Origin of the sequence: Streptococcus mitis, assembly GCF_965111735.1 — a bacterium.
GTDB classification, from domain to species: domain Bacteria; phylum Bacillota; class Bacilli; order Lactobacillales; family Streptococcaceae; genus Streptococcus; species Streptococcus mitis_DR.
The window spans coordinates 1,608,286-1,627,740 of sequence record NZ_OZ217346.1 but is presented as its reverse complement, the minus strand read 5'-3'; the positions used below and the strand labels follow the sequence as shown (position 1 = coordinate 1,627,740).

Sequence of the window (19,455 nt, the reverse complement as noted above, 5' to 3'; positions counted from 1 at the left end):
AAAAAGAGGTGTTGATGATGGAACATTTGTTTAAATTGTTAATCTTATTACCCTGTTTTTACTTTTTCAGCTGGATTGAAAAGGCCGATAGAGATAGTAAATTTTTCCCAATTTTTTACTATTTTTACTGGTTTTACATCCCCCTCTATGCTCTTTTTAGCCTTGCTTGGACAGTTATTTCAGTTCTGTTTTTCAATATCGTCTTGAGAAATTTGACAGATATCAAGTTATGGGGAATTTGGTTTCTTTTTATTCTGCTAGCTATTGGTCTGAATAGGTTAACTTATTTCTGTTTCAAAAAAATGCTTCGCTTGAGACGGGAACTCGGGAAGTCAAAAGGTGGAAGGCATTGATTTATATTGGTAATAACATTTAATAGAACGAAACTAAAGAAAACAATTTTAAAGAGGAGGTGTCGATGATGAAACTGTCGTTTAATTGGTTTCATTTAATACTCTTATTTCCTTGTTTATATTTTTTCTATTGGATAGACAATGCTGACAGAAACAGTAAAATTTTCCCCATCTTCTACTATTTTTACTGGATTTATATTTCCCTTTTAGCTCTGTTTAGCATGGATATGACAATTTTTTCATTCTTATTTTTCCCTTTTGTTCTGAGCCATGATTCAGATGCTAGTACTTGGGGTGTTTGGTTGCTTTTGATAGTCTTATCTCTAGGCAGCGACTGGTTAGACTATATCTTTTTCAAAAAAATGCTTCGCTTGAGACGGGAACTCGGGAAGTCAAAAGGTGGCAAGCATTGAGTTATATCGGTTTCTATTTATAGGAGGTGGCTTATGGCACATCTAAAATCATTTATTACACGCTATGCTAAGGTCTATATTGGTTTAGTTCTGTTGATCTGGATTGCTTTCTTCTTTCTTCCTTGGGGCAGTCCGATTCTGGGGGGAAAGATTGACCTCTTCAGCATACAGAAAGTCTTGCTAGTTTTTGGTATTCTGTCTATTTTGATGGCCTTGCTGTCCAAGAAAGTCAGTCTCTTTGTTTTTGGGCTTATCTGCTGTCTTTCTCTTTGGATAAATCTATTTATCCTATTTGCTATTTTGCCGATTTTTGGCAATTAAAGTATCATAAAAATCAGAGAGGTTAGCTTGGAAACTAGCCTCTTTTTCCTTTTCAAAATGGGGATTCTTCCTTGAAAATAATCAGTAATTGTGCTAAAATTAAAAGAACATTCTAAAATATTCGGAATTTAAAGTAAGGAAAAACATGGCTAATATTTTAAAAACAATTATCGAAAATGATAAAGGAGAAATCCGTCGTCTGGAAAAGATGGCTGACAAGGTTTTCAAATACGAAGACCAAATGGCTGCTTTGACAGATGACCAACTAAAAGCAAAAACAGTTGAATTTAAAGAACGTTATCAAAATGGAGAATCACTGGATTCATTGCTTTATGAAGCATTTGCGGTTGTCCGTGAGGGTGCCAAACGTGTCCTAGGACTCTTCCCATATAAGGTTCAGGTCATGGGGGGAATCGTTCTTCACCATGGTGACGTGCCAGAAATGCGTACAGGGGAAGGGAAAACCTTGACTGCGACCATGCCCGTATACCTCAATGCCCTTTCAGGTAAAGGGGTTCACGTAGTTACGGTCAATGAATACCTGTCAGAACGTGATGCGACTGAGATGGGTGAATTGTACTCATGGCTTGGTTTGTCAGTAGGGATTAACTTGGCTGCCAAATCTCCAATGGAGAAAAAAGAAGCCTATGAGTGTGATATTACCTACTCAACCAACTCAGAAATCGGATTTGACTACCTACGTGATAACATGGTCGTTCGTGCTGAAAACATGGTACAACGTCCGCTCAACTATGCCTTGGTTGATGAGGTTGACTCTATCTTGATTGACGAGGCCCGTACACCTTTGATCGTATCAGGTGCTAATGCAGTTGAAACCAGTCAGCTCTACCACATGGCAGACCACTATGTAAAATCTTTGGACAAAGACGACTATATCATCGATGTACAGTCTAAGACTATTGGTTTGTCTGATTCAGGGATTGACAAGGCTGAAAGCTACTTCAAACTTGAAAACCTCTATGACATCGAAAACGTAGCTCTTACTCACTTTATCGATAACGCCCTTCGTGCTAACTACATCATGCTTCTCGATATTGACTATGTGGTGAGCGAAGAGCAAGAAATCTTGATCGTTGACCAATTTACAGGTCGTACCATGGAAGGTCGTCGTTATTCTGATGGCTTGCACCAAGCTATTGAAGCTAAAGAAGGTGTGCCAATTCAGGATGAAACCAAGACATCTGCCTCAATCACTTACCAAAACCTTTTCCGTATGTACAAGAAATTGTCTGGTATGACAGGTACAGGTAAGACTGAGGAAGAAGAATTCCGTGAAATTTACAACATTCGTGTTATTCCAATCCCAACAAACCGTCCTGTTCAACGTATTGACCACTCAGACCTTCTTTATTCAAGTATCGAGGCTAAGTTTAAGGCGGTTGTCGAAGACGTTAAGGCTCGTTACCAAAAAGGTCAGCCTGTCTTGGTTGGTACAGTAGCGGTTGAAACCAGTGACTACATTTCTAAGAAACTAGTCGCAGCTGGTGTTCCTCACGAAGTCTTGAATGCTAAGAACCACTATAAAGAAGCCCAAATCATTATGAATGCTGGTCAACGTGGTGCTGTTACCATTGCGACTAACATGGCCGGTCGTGGTACCGACATCAAGCTTGGTGAAGGGGTTCGCGAATTAGGTGGACTTTGTGTGATTGGTACAGAACGTCATGAAAGCCGTCGTATCGATAACCAGCTTCGTGGACGTTCAGGTCGTCAAGGAGACCCAGGTGAGTCACAATTCTACCTCTCTCTTGAAGATGACTTGATGAAACGTTTTGGTTCTGAACGCTTGAAGGGAATCTTTGAACGTCTCAACATGTCTGAAGAGGCCATCGAGTCTCGTATGTTGACACGTCAGGTTGAAGCAGCTCAAAAACGTGTCGAAGGAAATAACTACGATACCCGTAAACAAGTCCTTCAATACGATGATGTCATGCGTGAACAACGTGAAATTATCTACGCACAACGTTACGACGTCATCACTGCAGATCGTGACTTGGCACCTGAAATTCAGGCTATGATCAAACGTACGATTGGTCGTGTCGTTGATGGTCATGCGCGTGCCAAACAAGATGAAAAACTCGAAGCAATTTTGAACTTTGCTAAGTACAACTTGCTTCCTGAAGATTCTATTACGATGGAAGACTTGTCAGGCTTGTCTGATAAGGCCATCAAGGAAGAGCTTTTCCAACGTGCCTTGCAAGTTTACGATAGTCAGGTTTCAAAACTACGCGATGAAGAAGCGGTGAAAGAATTCCAAAAAGTCTTGATTCTACGAGTGGTAGATAACAAGTGGACAGATCATATCGATGCCCTAGATCAATTACGTAATGCGGTTGGACTTCGTGGCTATGCTCAGAACAACCCTGTTGTTGAGTATCAGGCAGAAGGTTTCCGTATGTTTAACGATATGATTGGTTCGATTGAGTTTGATGTAACACGCTTGATGATGAAAGCCCAAATTCATGAGCAAGAAAGACCACAAGCAGAACACCATATCAGTACAACAGCGACTCGTAATATCGCTGCCCACCAAGCAAATATGCCTGAAAATCTGGATTTGAGCCAGATTGGACGGAATGAACTTTGCCCATGTGGTTCTGGTAAGAAGTTTAAAAACTGTCACGGTAAAAGACAATAAAATGAGATAGTTTAGAGGCGGATACCTTGTGAAAAGTAAATTTTTACTTGGTATCCGTTTGATTTATAAGGAGATGAGTTATGGTATTTACAGCAAAAAGTCCTAAAATTAATATTGAAGAAGTTCGTGCCTTATCAAAATTAGAAGGCCAAGCTTTGGAGAGAAAATCACAGCGCGATCAAGAGCTAGAAGCCATTATACGTGGAGAAGACCAGCGGATTCTATTGGTAATCGGGCCATGCTCATCTGACAATGAAGAAGCTGTTCTTGAGTACGCTAAGCGTTTGGCAGTCCTACAAGAAGAAGTAGTAGACCGTATCTTTATGGTTATGCGTGTTTATACTGCCAAACCCCGTACCAACGGAGATGGCTATAAGGGATTGATTCACCAGCCTAACACGGCAGAAGCACCTAGTCTCATCAACGGAATCAAAGCCGTTCGACATCTTCATTATCGTGTCATCACGGAAACAGGTATGACGACAGCTGATGAAATGCTTTATCCTGAAAATCTTCCGCTTGTGGATGATTTGATTTCTTACATGGCGGTTGGTGCTCGTTCAGTTGAAGACCAGCAACACCGCTTTGTGGCCAGTGGAGCAGATTTCGCGACTGGTTTTAAAAATCCAACCTCTGGAAATCTCAATGTCATGTTTAATGGGATTTATGCTGCTCAAAATAAACAAAGTTTCCTTTTCCTAGGAAAAGAGGTGGAAACAACTGGGAACCCGCTTTCGCACGCTATTCTTCGTGGAGCGACCAATGAGTATGGTAAGAATATTCCCAACTACTACTATGATAATTTGATGGATACCATTGCCCAGTATGAGAAAATGGGCTTGGAAAATCCCTTTATCATTGTGGACACTAATCATGACAACTCTGGTAAGCAATACATGGATCAGATTCGAATTGTCCGCCAGACCTTGATTAATCGTGATTGGAATGAAAAAATCAAGCAGTACGTTCGTGGCTTTATGATTGAGTCTTATCTAGAAGACGGCCGTCAAAACGAACCGAAAGTATTTGGCAAGTCGATCACGGACCCTTGCCTTGGCTGGGAGAATACGGAAGCCCTCGTCAGAGAAATCTACCAAACGCTAGGAGAATAGTATGGCATTTATTGAAAAAGGTCAAGAAATCGATATTGAAGCAATCAAGGCAGAAACTCAATTGTCTGCGGAAGCCTTGCGACTAAAGGAGCGTCGTGATAGAGAATTGGCAGACATCATTTCAGGAGAAGATGATCGGATCCTTTTGGTGATTGGTCCTTGCTCTTCTGACAATGAAGAGGCTGTCTTGGAATATGCTCGCCGTTTATCAGCTTTGCAAAAGAAGGTGGCGGACAAGATTTTCATGGTTATGCGTGTTTATACAGCTAAACCTCGCACCAACGGAGACGGCTATAAAGGTTTGGTTCACCAACCAGATACCTCTAAGGCTCCAAGCCTGATTAACGGTTTGCAGGCTGTGCGCCAGTTGCACTACCGCGTGATTACAGAGACTGGTTTGACAACGGCAGATGAGATGCTTTATCCGTCAAATCTGGTCTTGGTGGATGACTTGGTCAGCTACCATGCTGTTGGGGCTCGTTCTGTGGAAGACCAAGAGCACCGCTTTGTGGCTTCAGGGATTGATGCACCAGTGGGGATGAAAAATCCAACCTCAGGAAACCTTGGGGTCATGTTTAACGGTATCTATGCTGCTCAGAACAAACAGACCTTCCTCTTTCATGGTCAAGAAGTTGAGACTTCAGGAAATCCCTTGGCCCACGTCATCCTTCGTGGAGCAGTTAATGAATATGGGAAAAATGAGCCTAACTTTTACTATGAAACCCTGCTAAATGCCATTGAGCGCTATGAAGCCATGGGACTTGAAAATCCTTTTATTCTCATTGATACCAACCATGATAACTCAGGAAAGCAATATATGGAGCAAATTCGAATTGTTCGCCAGACTTTGCAAAATCGTGATTGGAATGAGAAGATTAAAAAGACAGTTCGAGGCTTTATGATTGAATCTTACCTAGCAGATGGTCGTCAAAATCAACCAGAGGTCTTTGGTTGCTCTATTACCGACCCTTGCCTAGGTTGGGAAAATACAGAGGCCTTGGTAGAAGAAATTTATGCTACCTTGACAAAATAAGTGAAAAGGATGGAGTTGGGGAATCTCAACTCCTTTTGATGAGAATGATAGTTGGACACGGAATTGACATCGAAGAATTGGCTTCGATAGAAAGTGCAGTTACACGACATGAAGGTTTTGCTAAGCGCGTGCTGACAGCTAAGGAAATGGAGCGATTTAACAGTCTTAAAGGGCGCAGACAAATCGAATATTTGGCTGGTCGCTGGTCGGCTAAGGAGGCCTTTTCCAAGGCTATGGGAACTGGTATTGGGAAGCTCGGTTTTCAGGATTTGGAAGTCTTGAATAATGAACGCGGGGCGCCTTATTTTAGTCAGTCACCATTTTCAGGAAAGATTTGGCTGTCTATCAGCCATACAGATCAGTTTGTGACAGCCAGTGTCATTTTGGAGGAAAATCATGAAAGCTAGTCCACATAGACCAACCAAGGCTCTGATTCATCTGGGAGCTATTCGACAAAATATTCAGCAAATGGGGGCTCATATCCCTCAAGGAACGCTCAAATGGGCTGTGGTTAAGGCCAATGCCTATGGTCATGGGGCTGTTGCTGTTGCGACGGCTATTCAAGATGATGTAGATGGTTTTTGCGTTTCCAATATTGATGAGGCTATTGAACTCAGACAGGCTGGACTCAGCAAGCGAATCCTCATTTTAGGAGTTTCTGAAATCGAAGCAGTTGCTCTTGCTAAAGAATACGATATCACCTTGACTGTGGCTGGACTGGAGTGGATTCAAGCACTCTTAGATCAGGAAGAAGACCTAACTGGATTGACAGTCCACCTCAAGATTGATTCAGGAATGGGACGGATTGGTTTTCGAGAGGCTAGTGAAGCTGAGCAGGCTCAAGACTTGCTTCTACAACATGGTGCTGGTGTTGAAGGGATTTTTACCCACTTTGCTACAGCAGACGAGAAATCAGATGACTACTTTAATGCCCAATTAGAACGGTTTAAAACTATTTTGGCCAGTATGAAAGGTCTTCCAGAGCTGGTTCATGCTAGTAATTCGGCAACGACCCTTTGGCATGCAGAGACTATTTTCAATGCGGTTCGTATGGGAGATGCTATGTATGGTCTTAATCCTAGCGGAGAGGTTTTGGACTTGCCCTATGACTTGAAACCAGCCTTGACCTTGCAGTCTGCTATGGTCCATGTCAAGAGAGTTCCAGCTGGAGCTTGTATGGGCTATGGAGCTACCTATCAGGCGGATAGCGAGCAAGTCATCGCGACCGTGCCAATCGGCTATGCGGATGGTTGGACACGAGACATGCAGAATTTCTCTGTCTTGGTAGATGGTCAAGCTTGCCCAATCGTTGGGCGGGTTTCGATGGACCAAATCACCATTCGTTTGCCTAAGCTTTATCCGCTCGGAACAAAGGTGACCTTGATTGGTTCTAACGGGGACAAGGAAATCACAGCAACTCAGGTAGCTGCCTACCGTGGGACTATTAACTATGAGGTGGTTTGTCTCCTCAGCGACCGCATTCCGAGAGAATATTATTAGAAAAGAAAGGAGTGGAGCATGAATCTACATCAACCCTTGCATGTCTTACCTGGTGTGGGACCAAAGTCAGCAGAGAAGTACGCCAAACTAGGAATTGAAAACTTGCAAGACCTCTTGCTCTACTTTCCTTTCCGTTATGAAGACTTCAAAACCAAGCAAGTATTGGAACTGGAAGACGGTGAAAAGGCGGTTCTTTCTGGTCAAGTCGTGACTCCTGCTAGTGTCCAGTATTATGGATTCAAGCGCAATCGCCTGCGTTTTAGCCTCAAGCAGGGAGAAGTCGTTTTTGCGGTGAATTTCTTTAACCAGCCCTATCTAGCAGACAAGATAGAGTTGGGAGCAACCCTTGCTGTCTTTGGAAAATGGGACCGCGCCAAGGCTAGCCTGACAGGGATGAAGGTCCTAGCTCAGATGGAGGATGACCTCCAACCTGTTTATCGCTTGGCTCAGGGAATCAGTCAGGCCAGTCTGGTCAAGGTCATCAAGACAGCCTTTGATCAGGGACTGGACCTCTTGATAGAGGAAAATCTTCCCCAGTCTTTGCTGGACAAATACAAACTCATGTCCCGTTGTCAGGCCGTTCGCGCCATGCATTTCCCCAAGGATTTGGCAGAATACAAGCAGGCCCTTCGCCGTATTAAGTTTGAAGAACTCTTTTATTTCCAAATGCAATTGCAGACGCTCAAGTCTGAAAACAGAGTTCAGGGAAGCGGTCTGGTTCTGGATTGGTCTCAGGAAAAAGTGACGTCTGTTAAAGAAAGTCTGCCTTTTTCCCTGACCCAAGCTCAGGAAAAGAGTTTGCAGGAAATTTTAACTGATATGAAGTCTGACCGCCACATGAATCGTCTCCTGCAAGGGGATGTGGGGAGCGGAAAAACGGTAGTCGCTGGCTTGGCCATGTTTGCAGCGGTGACGGCTGGTTATCAGGCAGCCCTCATGGTGCCAACAGAAATCCTAGCAGAGCAACACTTTGAGAGTTTGAAGGACCTTTTTCCAGACTTGAAAATGGTTCTCTTAACAGGTTCCTTAAAAGCTGCAGAAAAAAGAGAAGTCTTGGAGACTATTGCCAAGGGTGAGGCTGATTTGATTATCGGAACCCACGCTCTGATACAAGATGGGGTAGATTATGCTCGTCTTGGCTTGATTATCATCGATGAGCAGCATCGTTTTGGTGTGGGGCAAAGGCGTATTTTACGGGAGAAAGGCAACAATCCTGATGTTCTCATGATGACGGCAACTCCTATTCCACGGACGCTGGCCATCACAGCCTTTGGCGATATGGATGTTTCCATTATCGACCAGATGCCAGCAGGTCGGAAGCCTATTGTGACGCGCTGGATTAAGCATGAGCAGCTGCCTCAGGTCTTGACCTGGTTAGAGGGAGAAATCCAAAAAGGTTCTCAAGCCTATGTTATCTCTCCCTTGATTGAAGAATCAGAAGCTCTGGACTTGAAAAATGCCATTGCCTTATCAGAGGAGCTGACAGCTCATTTTGCAGGCAAGGCAAAGGTGGCTCTTCTACATGGTAAGATGAAGAGTGACGAAAAAGACCAGATTATGCAGGATTTCAAAGAGCGAAAAACAGATATTCTGGTTTCGACGACGGTTATCGAGGTCGGGGTTAACGTTCCAAATGCGACCGTCATGATTATCATGGATGCCGATCGCTTCGGTCTCAGCCAGCTTCACCAGCTCAGAGGTCGTGTGGGTCGGGGAGATAAGCAGTCTTATGCAGTTCTCGTTGCCAATCCCAAGACGGATTCTGGGAAAGACCGCATGCGCATCATGACAGAAACGACCAATGGATTTGTCCTGGCCGAAGAAGATTTGAAAATGCGTGGTTCTGGTGAGATTTTTGGAACCAGACAGTCAGGTCTTCCAGAGTTCCAAGTAGCTGATATTATCGAAGATTTTCCGATTTTAGAAGAAGCTAGAAAAGTTGCTAGTTACATTAGTTCTATTGAAGGCTGGCAAGAGGATCCTGAGTGGCGCATGATTGCCCTTCATTTGGAAAAGAAAGAACATTTAGATTAATACTCTTCGAAAATCAAATTCAAACCACGTTAACTTCGCCTTGCCGTACTCAAGTACAGCCTGCGGCTAGTTTCCTAGTTTGCTCTTTGATTTTCATTGAGTATAAGCTTTCTATAAGGAAATCTTAAGCTAGCTTTTAGGTTTGACCCTTATACTAGAGTCATCAAAAAGAAACGAGGACTCTCACATGACCGTAACGATTAAAGTAAATTACCAAACCACTTTCCAAAAGAAAGAAGCGACAAAATAAGATTAAGCAGAAGAAGAAAGAGTGAAATGCACTTTTTTCGTTTTTAAAACTACAATTTATTGAATCTAAAATAGTACACTACAGATTCTAAAACATTTCTAGAAATTAATTTGACTTTCCTAATTTCTTTGTTCATATCTTATTTCAATACACTATATCTTACTGTTTCAGAGCCCACATCTAGCATAACTAAAAAAGATTCTTCCATCTATCACGGAAAAATCTGTCATTGATTTACTGATTTATAAAAACTCCAACCACGGTTTACGAACCTCGTCTTTGATGGTTTCTCTGTATTTTTTTAATTCCAAGAACTCCATCTTGACCAGATGATTTTCTGACCGTTAGTGCTGGTCTTACAACAATGCCTCAAACTCAGCGACGGTCATGCCCAATTGCTCACTCGCAAATTCGGAAGTTAAAACATGTTGGCGTACTAAATCTAGAAAGGTAAAGATTTTCCCACGCTCTAGACCTTGTTCAACTCCCTCTGCTCTAGCAGTTTCCAAAGCATAGTCCTGTGCTAACAATGCTTGTTCTTCTCGCATACGTAGTTGACTAAACATTTTCCTATCCTCCTCAGACCAGCTCTTGTAGTCTAGCAGTTGGTCTGCCTGACTGATGGCTCGCTCGGGTGCTTGGGTAAAGGGTTTGTTCCCAAAAAACTCCAACCATGGCTTGCGAATGCTATCTTTGCTGGTTTCTCTGTATTTTTTAAGTTCCAAGAACGCCATCTTAACCAGATGGTTTTTCTGACCATTAGTGCTGGTCTTACAACAAGGCCTCAAACTCAGCGACGGTCATGCCCAATTGCTCACTCGCAAATTCGGAAGTTAAAACATGTTGGCGTACTAAATCTAGAAAGGTAAAGATTTTCCCACGCTCTAGACCTTGTTCAACTCCCTCTGCTCGGCCTTGTTCAACTCCCTCTGCTCTAGCAGTTTCCAAGGCATAGTCCTGCGCTAACAAGGCTTGTTCTTCGCGTCTACGTTGTTCACTAAACATCTTCCTGTCCTCCTCGGACCAGCTCTTGTAGTCCAGCAGTTGGTCTGCTTGGCTGATAGCTCGCTCGGGTTGCTGAGTAAAGGGTTTGTTCCCAAAAAACTCCAACCATGGTTTGCGAACCTTGTCTTTGCTGGTTTCTCTGTATTTTTTTAGTTCCAAGAATGCCATCTTGACTAGATGGTTTTCTTGTCCATTGTTTGTGATGGTTAAGACCTCACCTGTCGTGTCCTCGCGCATACTAAAGCTATGGAAAGCCAAATCATCCGAGAAGTAATTGCTGTCCACGATAGCGATAGCATAAACTGGTGCGATGTGTTTATAACTCTGGTGTGTATCGCCTTCTCGCTGGCGAATTTTTTCGAGATTTTGATTGACCTGACTACATAGATAAGCCCACAAACGATTAATGAAAAAATTCTGATGATGCACCTGAATTTCAATGATTACTTGCGTGCCATTGTCCAACTCCGCCAAAACATCTATACTGGTATAGAAATCCTGCGCCGAGTAAGGTATGGAAGGCAAGACGTGAATATTGCTTCCCTCCAAAATGGTCACATTTTTGGCTGGTAAATCCAGCATATCGCGAATAAATTGACAAGTAATTTCTGGATTGCTAAAGATTTTCTTAGCAACCAAGTCATTGGTCGGGCTGATGCCCGGATGTCTGAGAATCATCCTCTTCCTCCTTTTATTATACCACAGTTTTAAATCTAGGTTTCCTAGATTCTCTGGCTCTATCTATTTATTCGGAAAAAAGAGGATAAATGAAATAGTAAATAAAAAATAAGAACAGCGGGTAAGCAATAAATTTTAAGCTTATCTGTCTTCTCCGCTTATCTGATAATAAATAAGGACCGCAATATAGCCTTTTCTCTCTACCCCATTTGCAACAGTCTTTAGATAGAACATTCCAGCCTTCTCCATGACACGGCCTGAAGCTAGGTTGAGACTGGCATATCGAGCTTTGACTTTTTGAAATCCTGCTTGAGTAAAACAAAAGTCCAACACAGCTTTTAAGGCCTCTGTCATAAGACCACGCCCCCAATAGTTTTTTCCTAAAACATAGCCAATTTCACAACTTAAATCTTCCTCGTGCATTTCAACGATCCTGATATCTCCTATCACTTGTTCTGGGTTTTCTTTGAGGGCAAATGGCCCATTTGTAATAGTTAGGATTAGCATAGAAAGCAACCCAATTTCAAATCGAATTTCGAGTCAGCTCGACATCAGGATGCGGATCCCAGGTGACGTAGGTTAGATTCTCAGCAGACGAAGCCCAATTTTGAAACATAGCTTCTGCATCACTCTCCACAAATCTTCTCAAAATCAAACGTTCTGTCTGTAACATTTGCGTACCGATTGCTTTCATGATGTTACCTCGCTTTCTGATAAATGATTCTCTGTCCAATCGCCATTGAAACTATAGTATATCGAGATAAGCTGTAGACAAATCAACTGGGGCATTCACATTAATTTCTAAAAATACTTTAGAAGTTAATTGGTACTATTCTAGATTCAATTGATTATACTTTCTGTTAGTAGGTTTGAAGAAATAAAATCTAAATTCACTTTCTATTTATATTCAATGAAAATCAAAGAGCAAACTAGGCAACTAGCCGCAGGCTGTACTTGAGTACGACAAGGCGACGTTGACGTGGTTTGAAGAGATTTTCGAAGAGTATTACCCTTCTTTCTTGCATTGATTACTTAGATATGCTACAGTTGTGGTAGCGATTACAAAAATGAAGGAGCATGTTATGAAAAATCCAGCTTTATTAGAAGAAATTAAGACCTATCTAGGAAGGGATGAGGTTCCAGAAGACTTTGATGCTTTCTGGGATGAGGAAGTGAAAAAAGTTTCCACTCTTCCAGCCTACCAGTTGGAGGATAGAGATTTCCACATTCCTCAAGTCAAGTGCTATGAGTTAACGTTTGAAGGAACCAATGAAGGCAAGGTTTATGCACGCGTCGTTCTTCCAAAGAGTGAGGAGAAGGTTCCGATAATCTTCCATTTCCATGGTTATATGGGACGTGGCTGGGACTGGGCTGACATGCTGGCCTATACTGTGGCTGGTTATGGTGTTGTTTCCATGGATGTGCGGGGGCAGTCAGGTTATTCACAGGAAGGTTTGCGTTCTCCTCTAGGAAATACGGTTAAAGGACATATCATCCGTGGTGCTGTGGAAGGTCGGGAGCATCTCTTTTATAAGGATGTTTATTTAGACATTTACCAGTTGGTTGAAATTATTGCTAGTCTGCCTCAGGTTGATGAGAAGCGTCTTTCTAGCTATGGTGCCTCGCAAGGAGGGGCTCTAGCCTTGGTTGCGGCAGCTCTCAATCCTCGAATTGAGAAAACTGTTGCCATCTATCCTTTCTTGTCAGACTTCAGACGGGTGCTTGAGATTGGGAATACTAGCGAGGCTTACGACGAACTTTTCCGTTATTTCAAGTTTCACGACCCCTTCCACGAAACTGAGGAGGAAATCATGGCGACCCTTGCCTATATCGATGTGAAAAATCTTGCCCATCGTATCAAGGGTGAGGTTAAGATGATTACGGGCTTGGACGATGATGTTTGCTACCCTATTACCCAGTTTGCGATTTACAATCGGCTGACCTGCGATAAGGCCTATCGTATCATGCCTGAGTATGCTCACGAAGCCATGAATGTATTTGTCAATGATCAAGTCTACAATTGGCTATGTGGTAGTGAGATTCCCTTTAAGTACGTAAAATAATGAATGAGAGAGACCAGTAGCTCTCTTTTTGTTATAAATTTTGAAAGTACTTTTAAAAATATTAAAATATTAAAATATTACTGAAAGTAAAATCTATTCTATGGCAAGCTCGAGATAAACCTATGACTTTATTGTATAATAAAGAAAAAGTGTCTAGGAAAGGAGTGAGAGAGCTACTGTTTGGATTGCAGCTAGCTAAATGTTGAAAGAGAGAAGGAGAGCAACTCTCGTCCATTAATTGCTTTCTTGTGTTTTCCTATGATGGGGAGTAAAAATTTTAAAGCAAAAAGAAAGCGCTTTATTTTTTGTGAAATTGAAAGGTAGAAAGATGAATCAAAAGAATTTTGATAGAAAACAAAGATATGGCATTCGCAAATTTGCAGTGGGTGTAGCCTCTGTAACTATTGGTGCAGTAGTGTTTGGAGTAAATCCTGTATTGGCAAATGAACAAGGAAACTCAACTGTAATTGCAGCTGAAAATAATAATCAAGGTTTATCAGAATTACCAAAAGAAGCTTCTTCAGGCAGTCTTGCAAATTTAGATAGTGAATTAGCTGGAAAATTGGCAACAGCGAAAGACAATGGTGTGGAAGTTGATCAGGATAAGCTGAAGAAAAATGAGACTACTGAAGCAGAGACGACCACTCCAACAAATACACCTGCAGCTGAAAATACACCAGCTCCTACTGGTAAACCGGGAGGAGATTCTACAACTACAGAAGCCAGTAACAAGGACCAAGATAAAGAAGAGGGCGTGATTCCTCGAGATTATTATGCTAGAGATATCGCAAACGCAACTCCAGTAGTGGAAAAAGAAGATGTTGAAACAAATTCGAAGAATGGTCAGCGTGTAGACTTAGCCAGTGAATTAGATACATTGAAGAAGCTTCAAAATGCGACTATTCATATGGAATTTAAGCCAGATGCAAAAGCTCCAGCATTTTATAATCTATTTTCAGTGTCTAGTGATAAGAAAAAAGATGAGTACTTCACAATGGCTGTTCTCAATAATACAGCCTTAATAGAGGGGCGTGATGCTAATGGAGCACAATTTTATGATAAATATACGGATGCTCCATTGAAAATTAAGCCTGGGCAGTGGAATTCGGTTACCTTTACTGTAGAAAGACCAAATGCAGACAATCCAGAAGGAAAAGTTAGACTTTATGTAAACGGTGTTTTATCGCGTACTAGCGTGAAGTCTGGTAAATTTATCAAGGATATGCCAGATATTACACATGCTCAACTTGGTGCAACAAATCGGGCAGGAAATTCAGTTTGGGGAGCAAATCTACAGGTTCGTAATTTAAGTGTCTATGACCGAGTACTGACTCCTGATGAAGTTCAAAAGCGTAGCCAATTATTTGAAAGATCTGATTTGGAGCAAAAGCTACCTGAGGGAGCTAAAATTACTGAAAAACAAGATGTCTTTGAAAGTGGTATGCATAACCAACCAAATAAAGATGGTATCAAGAGTTATCGTATTCCTGCTCTTCTTAAGACAGATAAAGGCACTCTGATTGCTGGTGCAGATGAACGCCGTCTTCATTCAAGTGACTGGGGTGATATCGGCATGGTCGTTAGACGAAGTGAGGATAAGGGGAAGACATGGAGTGACCGAGTAACGATTACAAATTTACGAGACAATCCAAAAGCCTCTGATCCATCAATCGGTTCACCAGTGAACATCGATATGGTTTTGGTTCAAGATCCTGAAACAAAACGAATTTTTTCTATCTATGATATGTTCCCAGAAGGGAAAGGAATCTTTGGAATGGCTGCTCAAAGAGAAGAAGCCTATAAACAAATCGATGGCAAAACTTACCAAATTCTCTACAAAGAAGGCGAAGAAGGTTCCTATACAATACGCGAAAATGGCACAGTTTATACTCCAGATGGGAAAGCAACCGATTATCGTGTTGTTGTAAACCCAGTTAAACCAGCTTATAGCGATAAGGGTGATTTGTATCAAGGGAATCAACTATTAGGAAATATTTATTTCACAAGCAATAAAACGTCTCCATTTAGAGTTGCTAAGGATTCTTATCTCTGGATGTCTTACAGTGATGATGATGGTAAGACTTGGTCAGCCCCTCAAGATATTACCCCAATGGTAAAAGCTGATTGGATGAAATTCTTAGGGGTTGGGCCTGGAACAGGAATTACTCTTCATACCGGACCTCATAAAGGTCGAATCATTGTACCTACTTATACAACTAATCAGACCAACCACTTAAACGGTTCTCAATCATCTCGGATTATCTACTCAGATGACCATGGTAAGACTTGGCATATGGGAGGTGGTGTGAATGACCATCGTACGCTGACTGATGGCACTGTGATTGACTCAAGTACCATGAGTAATTATTATGCTCAAAATACTGAGTCCTCTGTTGTACAATTAAATAATGGAGATCTCAAGCTCTTCATGCGTGGCTTGACAGGGGACCTTCAAGTTGCTACTAGTAAAGATGGTGGAGTAACTTGGGAAAATGATATAAAACGTTACGCGGATGTCAAGGATGTTTACGTTCAATTGGCTGCTATTCATACGATGCATGATGGAAAAGAGTATATTGTTCTTAGTAATGCAGGTGGGCCAGGACGTTTCAACGGTTTGGTACACTTAGCCCGTGTCGAAGAAAATGGAGAGCTGACTTGGCTTAAGCATAATCCTATTCAAAGTGGTAAGTTTGCCTACAATTCTATTCAAGATCTCGGGAATGGCGAATATGGATTGCTTTATGAGCATGCAGATAAGAACCAAAACGAATATACCTTGTCTTATAAGAAATTTAATTGGGATTTCTTAAGCAAGGATATGGTTTCTCCAACCGAAGCAAAAGTTACACATGTAGTTCATATGGGGCAAGGCATTATTGCCATGGAATTTGATTCAGAAGTATTGGTCAATCAAGCATCAACATTACAGCTTGCAAATGGTAAGACGGCTACGTTTATGACGCAGTATGACACAAAGACTCTATTGTTTACAGTAGATCCTGAGGATATTGGTCAAAAAGTTACAGGCTTAGCAGAAGGAGCTATCGAAAGTATGCATAATTTGCCTGTTTCAGTAGTTGGTTCTAAAATTACTCATGGTGTAAATGGAAGCGAAGCTGCGACAAATGAAGTTCCAGAATTTATAGGTGGAGTTAATGGTGAAGAAGGAGCAGTAACTGAAGAAGTTCCTGAATACACAGGCCAATTAGCTACAGCAGGAGAAGAAGCGCCAACAGTAGAAAAGCCAGAATTCACAGGAGGCGTAAATGCAGTTCTAGCAGCTTCAAATGAGGTTCCTGAATATACCGGAGGTGCTAATTTTGTCTTGGCAGCTTCAAATGACCTTCCTGAATATAAAGGAGGTGTCAATGGCGCTGAGGCAGCAATCCATGAAGTGCCAGAGTACAAGGGAGAAACCAAACCAGTCTTAGCAGCTACAAACGAACATCCAGCTAAGAAGTTATCTCTTGGACAAGATGCTACTTATCACGCACCAGCGGCTAAACAAAACGAGCTACCAAATACTGGAAGTAAAGAAAATACAATCCTTATTTCTCTAGGATTAGTGGCAGGTCTCTTATCTGTTTTGACATTTGGGAAGAAACGAAAAGAGGACTAGATTAGATCTTGAATAAAATGAATTTTGCTCATCGTTAATGATAAAAGAGATGGCCTATTTGAAAGCTGGCTATCTCTTTTTATCATTTTAGATACTAAGCGAATTGAAAATAAGACAGTGCTGAAACTACTTTCAGAAACTGCTGTTCTATAAAGTACTTTTGAAACTGAAATCTATTCTACTACAAAGTATTGAAAGCGCTTCACAAATGATATATAATAAACCCATAAGAACAAAGAAAAGGAGGAAAGAGGATGCCACAGATTACTAAAGAAGCCTTGATTGCACAAATCAAAGATGGAATCATCGTTTCTTGTCAGGCCCTTCCTCACGAACCGCTTTATACAGAAGCGGGAGGAGTCATTCCCTTGCTGGTCAAAGCGGCTGAGCAAGGTGGAGCAGTCGGTATCCGAGCAAACAGTGTTCGCGATATCAAGGAAATCAAGGAGGTTACCAACCTTCCAATCATTGGGATAATTAAACGAGATTATCCACCACAAGAACCCTTCATCACTGCTACTATGAAAGAAGTTGATGAATTGGCAGAGCTTGACATCGAGGTGATTGCTCTAGATTGTACCAAGCGTGAACGCTACGATGGTTTGGAGATTCAAGAGTTCATTCGTCAGGTTAAGGAGAAATATCCTAACCAGCTCTTGATGGCTGATACAAGTACTTTCGAAGAAGGATTGGCAGCTGTTGAAGCAGGAATTGACTTTGTCGGAACAACCTTATCAGGATACACATCTTACAGTCCAAAAGTGGATGGTCCCGATTTTGAATTAATTAAAAAACTCTGTGATGCCGGTGTAGATGTCATTGCAGAAGGGAAAATTCATACACCAGAACAAGCCAAACAAATCCTGGGATATGGAGTGCGAGGCATCGTTGTAGGTGGCGCTATTACTAGACCAAAAGAGATTACAGAACGCTTCGTTGCTGGTCTTAAATAACACAATTTAAAAACAGAGGAGAGTGGTGGATGCGTCGGATGAAATGAAAACGTATACAAATGCAATCTTACTTATTATCCAATATGGATACGCTTATCAATTAGGAGAATACAAATGAAATTTAGAAAACTAGCTTGTACAGTACTTGCGGGTGCTGCGGTTCTTGGCCTTGCTGCATGTGGTAATTCTGGTGGTAGCAAAGATGCTGCTAAATCAGGTGGAGATGGCGCTAAAACAGAAATCACTTGGTGGGCATTCCCAGTCTTCACTCAAGAAAAAACTGGTGACGGTGTTGGAACATATGAAAAATCAATCATCGAAGCTTTTGAAAAAGCAAATCCAGATGTAAAAGTGAAATTGGAAACCATCGACTTCAAGTCTGGTCCTGAAAAAATCACAACAGCTATCGAAGCAGGGACAGCTCCAGACGTACTTTTTGACGCACCAGGACGTATCATCCAATACGGTAAAAACGGTAAATTGGCTGAGTTGAACGACCTCTTCACAGACGAATTTGTTAAAGATGTTAATAACGAAAACATTGTACAAGCAAGTAAAGCTGGAGACAAAGCTTACATGTATCCAATCAGTTCAGCACCATTCTATATGGCTATGAACAAGAAAATGTTGGAAGAGGCTGGAGTTGCAAACCTTGTAAAAGAAGGTTGGACAACTGATGATTTTGAAAAAGTTTTGAAAGCGCTTAAAGATAAAGGCTACACACCAGGTTCATTGTTCAGTTCTGGTCAAGGGGGAGACCAAGGAACACGTGCCTTCATCTCAAACCTTTACGGCGGTTCTGTAACAGATAAAGATGTTACAAAATATACAACTGATGATCCTAAATTCGTCAAAGGTCTTGAAAAAGCAGCTGGCTGGATTAAAGACGGTTTGTTGAACAATGGTTCACAATTTGACGGTGGAGCAGATATCCAAAACTTTGCCAACGGTCAAACATCTTACACAATTCTTTGGGCACCAGCTCAAAACGGTATCCAAGCTAAACTCTTGGAAGCAAGTAAAGTAGAAGTGGTAGAAGTACCATTCCCATCAGATTCAGGTAAACCAGCTCTTGAATACCTTGTAAACGGATTTGCAGTATTCAACAATAAAGACGACAAGAAAGTTGCAGCATCTAAGAAATTCGTTCAATTCATCGCGGATGACAAAGAATGGGGTCCAAAAGACGTTGTTCGTACAGGTGCCTTCCCAGTTCGTACTTCATTTGGCAAACTTTATGAAGACAAACGTATGGAAACAATCAGTGGTTGGACTAAATACTACTCACCATACTACAACACTATCAATGGTTTTGCTGAAATGAGAACACTTTGGTTCCCAATGTTGCAATCTGTATCAAATGGTGACGAAAAACCAGCGGACGCTTTGAAAGCCTTCACTGAAAAAGCTAACGAAACAATTAAAAAAGCTACAAAACAATAAGCACTAAATCAGATTG

The 19,455-nt window shown here is 41.6% G+C and carries 14 protein-coding genes and 2 pseudogenes; 13 read left to right on the top strand and 3 right to left on the bottom strand.

Features of this window, described 5'->3' with window-relative positions; all coding sequences use genetic code 11:
- The first annotated feature begins 17 nt into the window (after positions 1 to 17).
- The 9 genes from ACLV7W_RS07730 to recG all read left to right on the top strand — a co-directional run bounded on the left by ACLV7W_RS07730 (position 18) and on the right by recG (position 9,425).
- A complete protein-coding gene (locus ACLV7W_RS07730) occupies positions 18 to 353 on the top strand; it encodes a hypothetical protein (protein WP_411865940.1) in 336 nt (111 codons plus the stop codon).
- Positions 354 to 418: 65 nt separating this feature from the next.
- A complete protein-coding gene (locus ACLV7W_RS07725; protein WP_411865742.1) occupies positions 419 to 766 on the top strand; it encodes a hypothetical protein in 348 nt (115 codons plus the stop codon).
- A gap of 33 nt (positions 767 to 799) precedes the next feature.
- On the top strand, positions 800 to 1,087 hold the full coding sequence (locus tag ACLV7W_RS07720) for a hypothetical protein (protein ID WP_411865741.1): 288 nt from the start codon (positions 800 to 802) through the stop codon (positions 1,085 to 1,087).
- A gap of 145 nt (positions 1,088 to 1,232) precedes the next feature.
- Positions 1,233 to 3,746, top strand: coding sequence for a preprotein translocase subunit SecA (gene secA, locus ACLV7W_RS07715; RefSeq protein WP_411865740.1), 2,514 nt, complete (start codon positions 1,233 to 1,235; stop codon positions 3,744 to 3,746).
- An 80-nt stretch (positions 3,747 to 3,826) separates the two neighbouring features.
- Positions 3,827 to 4,858 (top strand): 3-deoxy-7-phosphoheptulonate synthase, encoded by a 1,032-nt coding sequence (locus tag ACLV7W_RS07710; protein WP_411865739.1) that lies wholly within the window; start codon positions 3,827 to 3,829, stop codon positions 4,856 to 4,858.
- 1 nt (position 4,859) lies between these two features.
- Positions 4,860 to 5,891, top strand: coding sequence for a 3-deoxy-7-phosphoheptulonate synthase (locus ACLV7W_RS07705; protein ID WP_000864041.1), 1,032 nt, complete (start codon positions 4,860 to 4,862; stop codon positions 5,889 to 5,891).
- Between the two features lie 44 nt (positions 5,892 to 5,935).
- Complete coding sequence (gene acpS / locus ACLV7W_RS07700) at positions 5,936 to 6,298, top strand: holo-ACP synthase (protein WP_033681488.1); 363 nt, start codon at positions 5,936 to 5,938, stop codon at positions 6,296 to 6,298.
- Positions 6,288 to 7,391 carry an alanine racemase gene (gene alr / locus ACLV7W_RS07695; protein ID WP_411865738.1) on the top strand — a complete coding sequence of 368 codons (1,104 nt, stop codon included), beginning with the start codon at positions 6,288 to 6,290 and terminating at the stop codon, positions 7,389 to 7,391. Before acpS ends, alr begins: the two co-directional genes overlap by 11 nt.
- A gap of 18 nt (positions 7,392 to 7,409) precedes the next feature.
- Complete coding sequence (gene recG, locus ACLV7W_RS07690; protein ID WP_411865737.1) at positions 7,410 to 9,425, top strand: ATP-dependent DNA helicase RecG; 2,016 nt, start codon at positions 7,410 to 7,412, stop codon at positions 9,423 to 9,425.
- Positions 9,426 to 10,031: 606 nt separating this feature from the next.
- Here the strand turns inward: recG and ACLV7W_RS07685 are convergent.
- The 3 genes and pseudogenes from ACLV7W_RS07685 to ACLV7W_RS07675 all read right to left on the bottom strand — a co-directional run.
- Positions 10,032 to 10,442 (bottom strand): annotated as a pseudogene (locus ACLV7W_RS07685) (hypothetical protein); the annotation flags it as partial.
- Between the two features lie 4 nt (positions 10,443 to 10,446).
- Complete coding sequence (locus ACLV7W_RS07680) at positions 10,447 to 11,358, bottom strand: Rpn family recombination-promoting nuclease/putative transposase (protein ID WP_411865736.1); 912 nt, start codon at positions 11,356 to 11,358, stop codon at positions 10,447 to 10,449.
- 141 nt (positions 11,359 to 11,499) lie between these two features.
- Positions 11,500 to 12,052: pseudogene (locus ACLV7W_RS07675) on the bottom strand (GNAT family N-acetyltransferase).
- 388 nt (positions 12,053 to 12,440) lie between these two features.
- Here ACLV7W_RS07675 and ACLV7W_RS07670 point away from each other — a divergent pair.
- The 4 genes from ACLV7W_RS07670 (at position 12,441) to ACLV7W_RS07655 (ending at position 19,439) form a co-directional block, all read left to right on the top strand.
- Complete coding sequence (locus ACLV7W_RS07670) at positions 12,441 to 13,421, top strand: acetylxylan esterase (protein WP_411865735.1); 981 nt, start codon at positions 12,441 to 12,443, stop codon at positions 13,419 to 13,421.
- 328 nt (positions 13,422 to 13,749) lie between these two features.
- Complete coding sequence (locus tag ACLV7W_RS07665; RefSeq protein WP_153209363.1) at positions 13,750 to 17,043, top strand: SIALI-17 repeat-containing surface protein; 3,294 nt, start codon at positions 13,750 to 13,752, stop codon at positions 17,041 to 17,043.
- A 254-nt stretch (positions 17,044 to 17,297) separates the two neighbouring features.
- A complete protein-coding gene (locus ACLV7W_RS07660) occupies positions 17,298 to 17,996 on the top strand; it encodes an N-acetylmannosamine-6-phosphate 2-epimerase (RefSeq protein ID WP_001135679.1) in 699 nt (232 codons plus the stop codon).
- A 114-nt stretch (positions 17,997 to 18,110) separates the two neighbouring features.
- Positions 18,111 to 19,439, top strand: coding sequence for an ABC transporter substrate-binding protein (locus ACLV7W_RS07655; protein ID WP_045611137.1), 1,329 nt, complete (start codon positions 18,111 to 18,113; stop codon positions 19,437 to 19,439).
- Positions 19,440 to 19,455 lie beyond the last annotated feature (16 nt).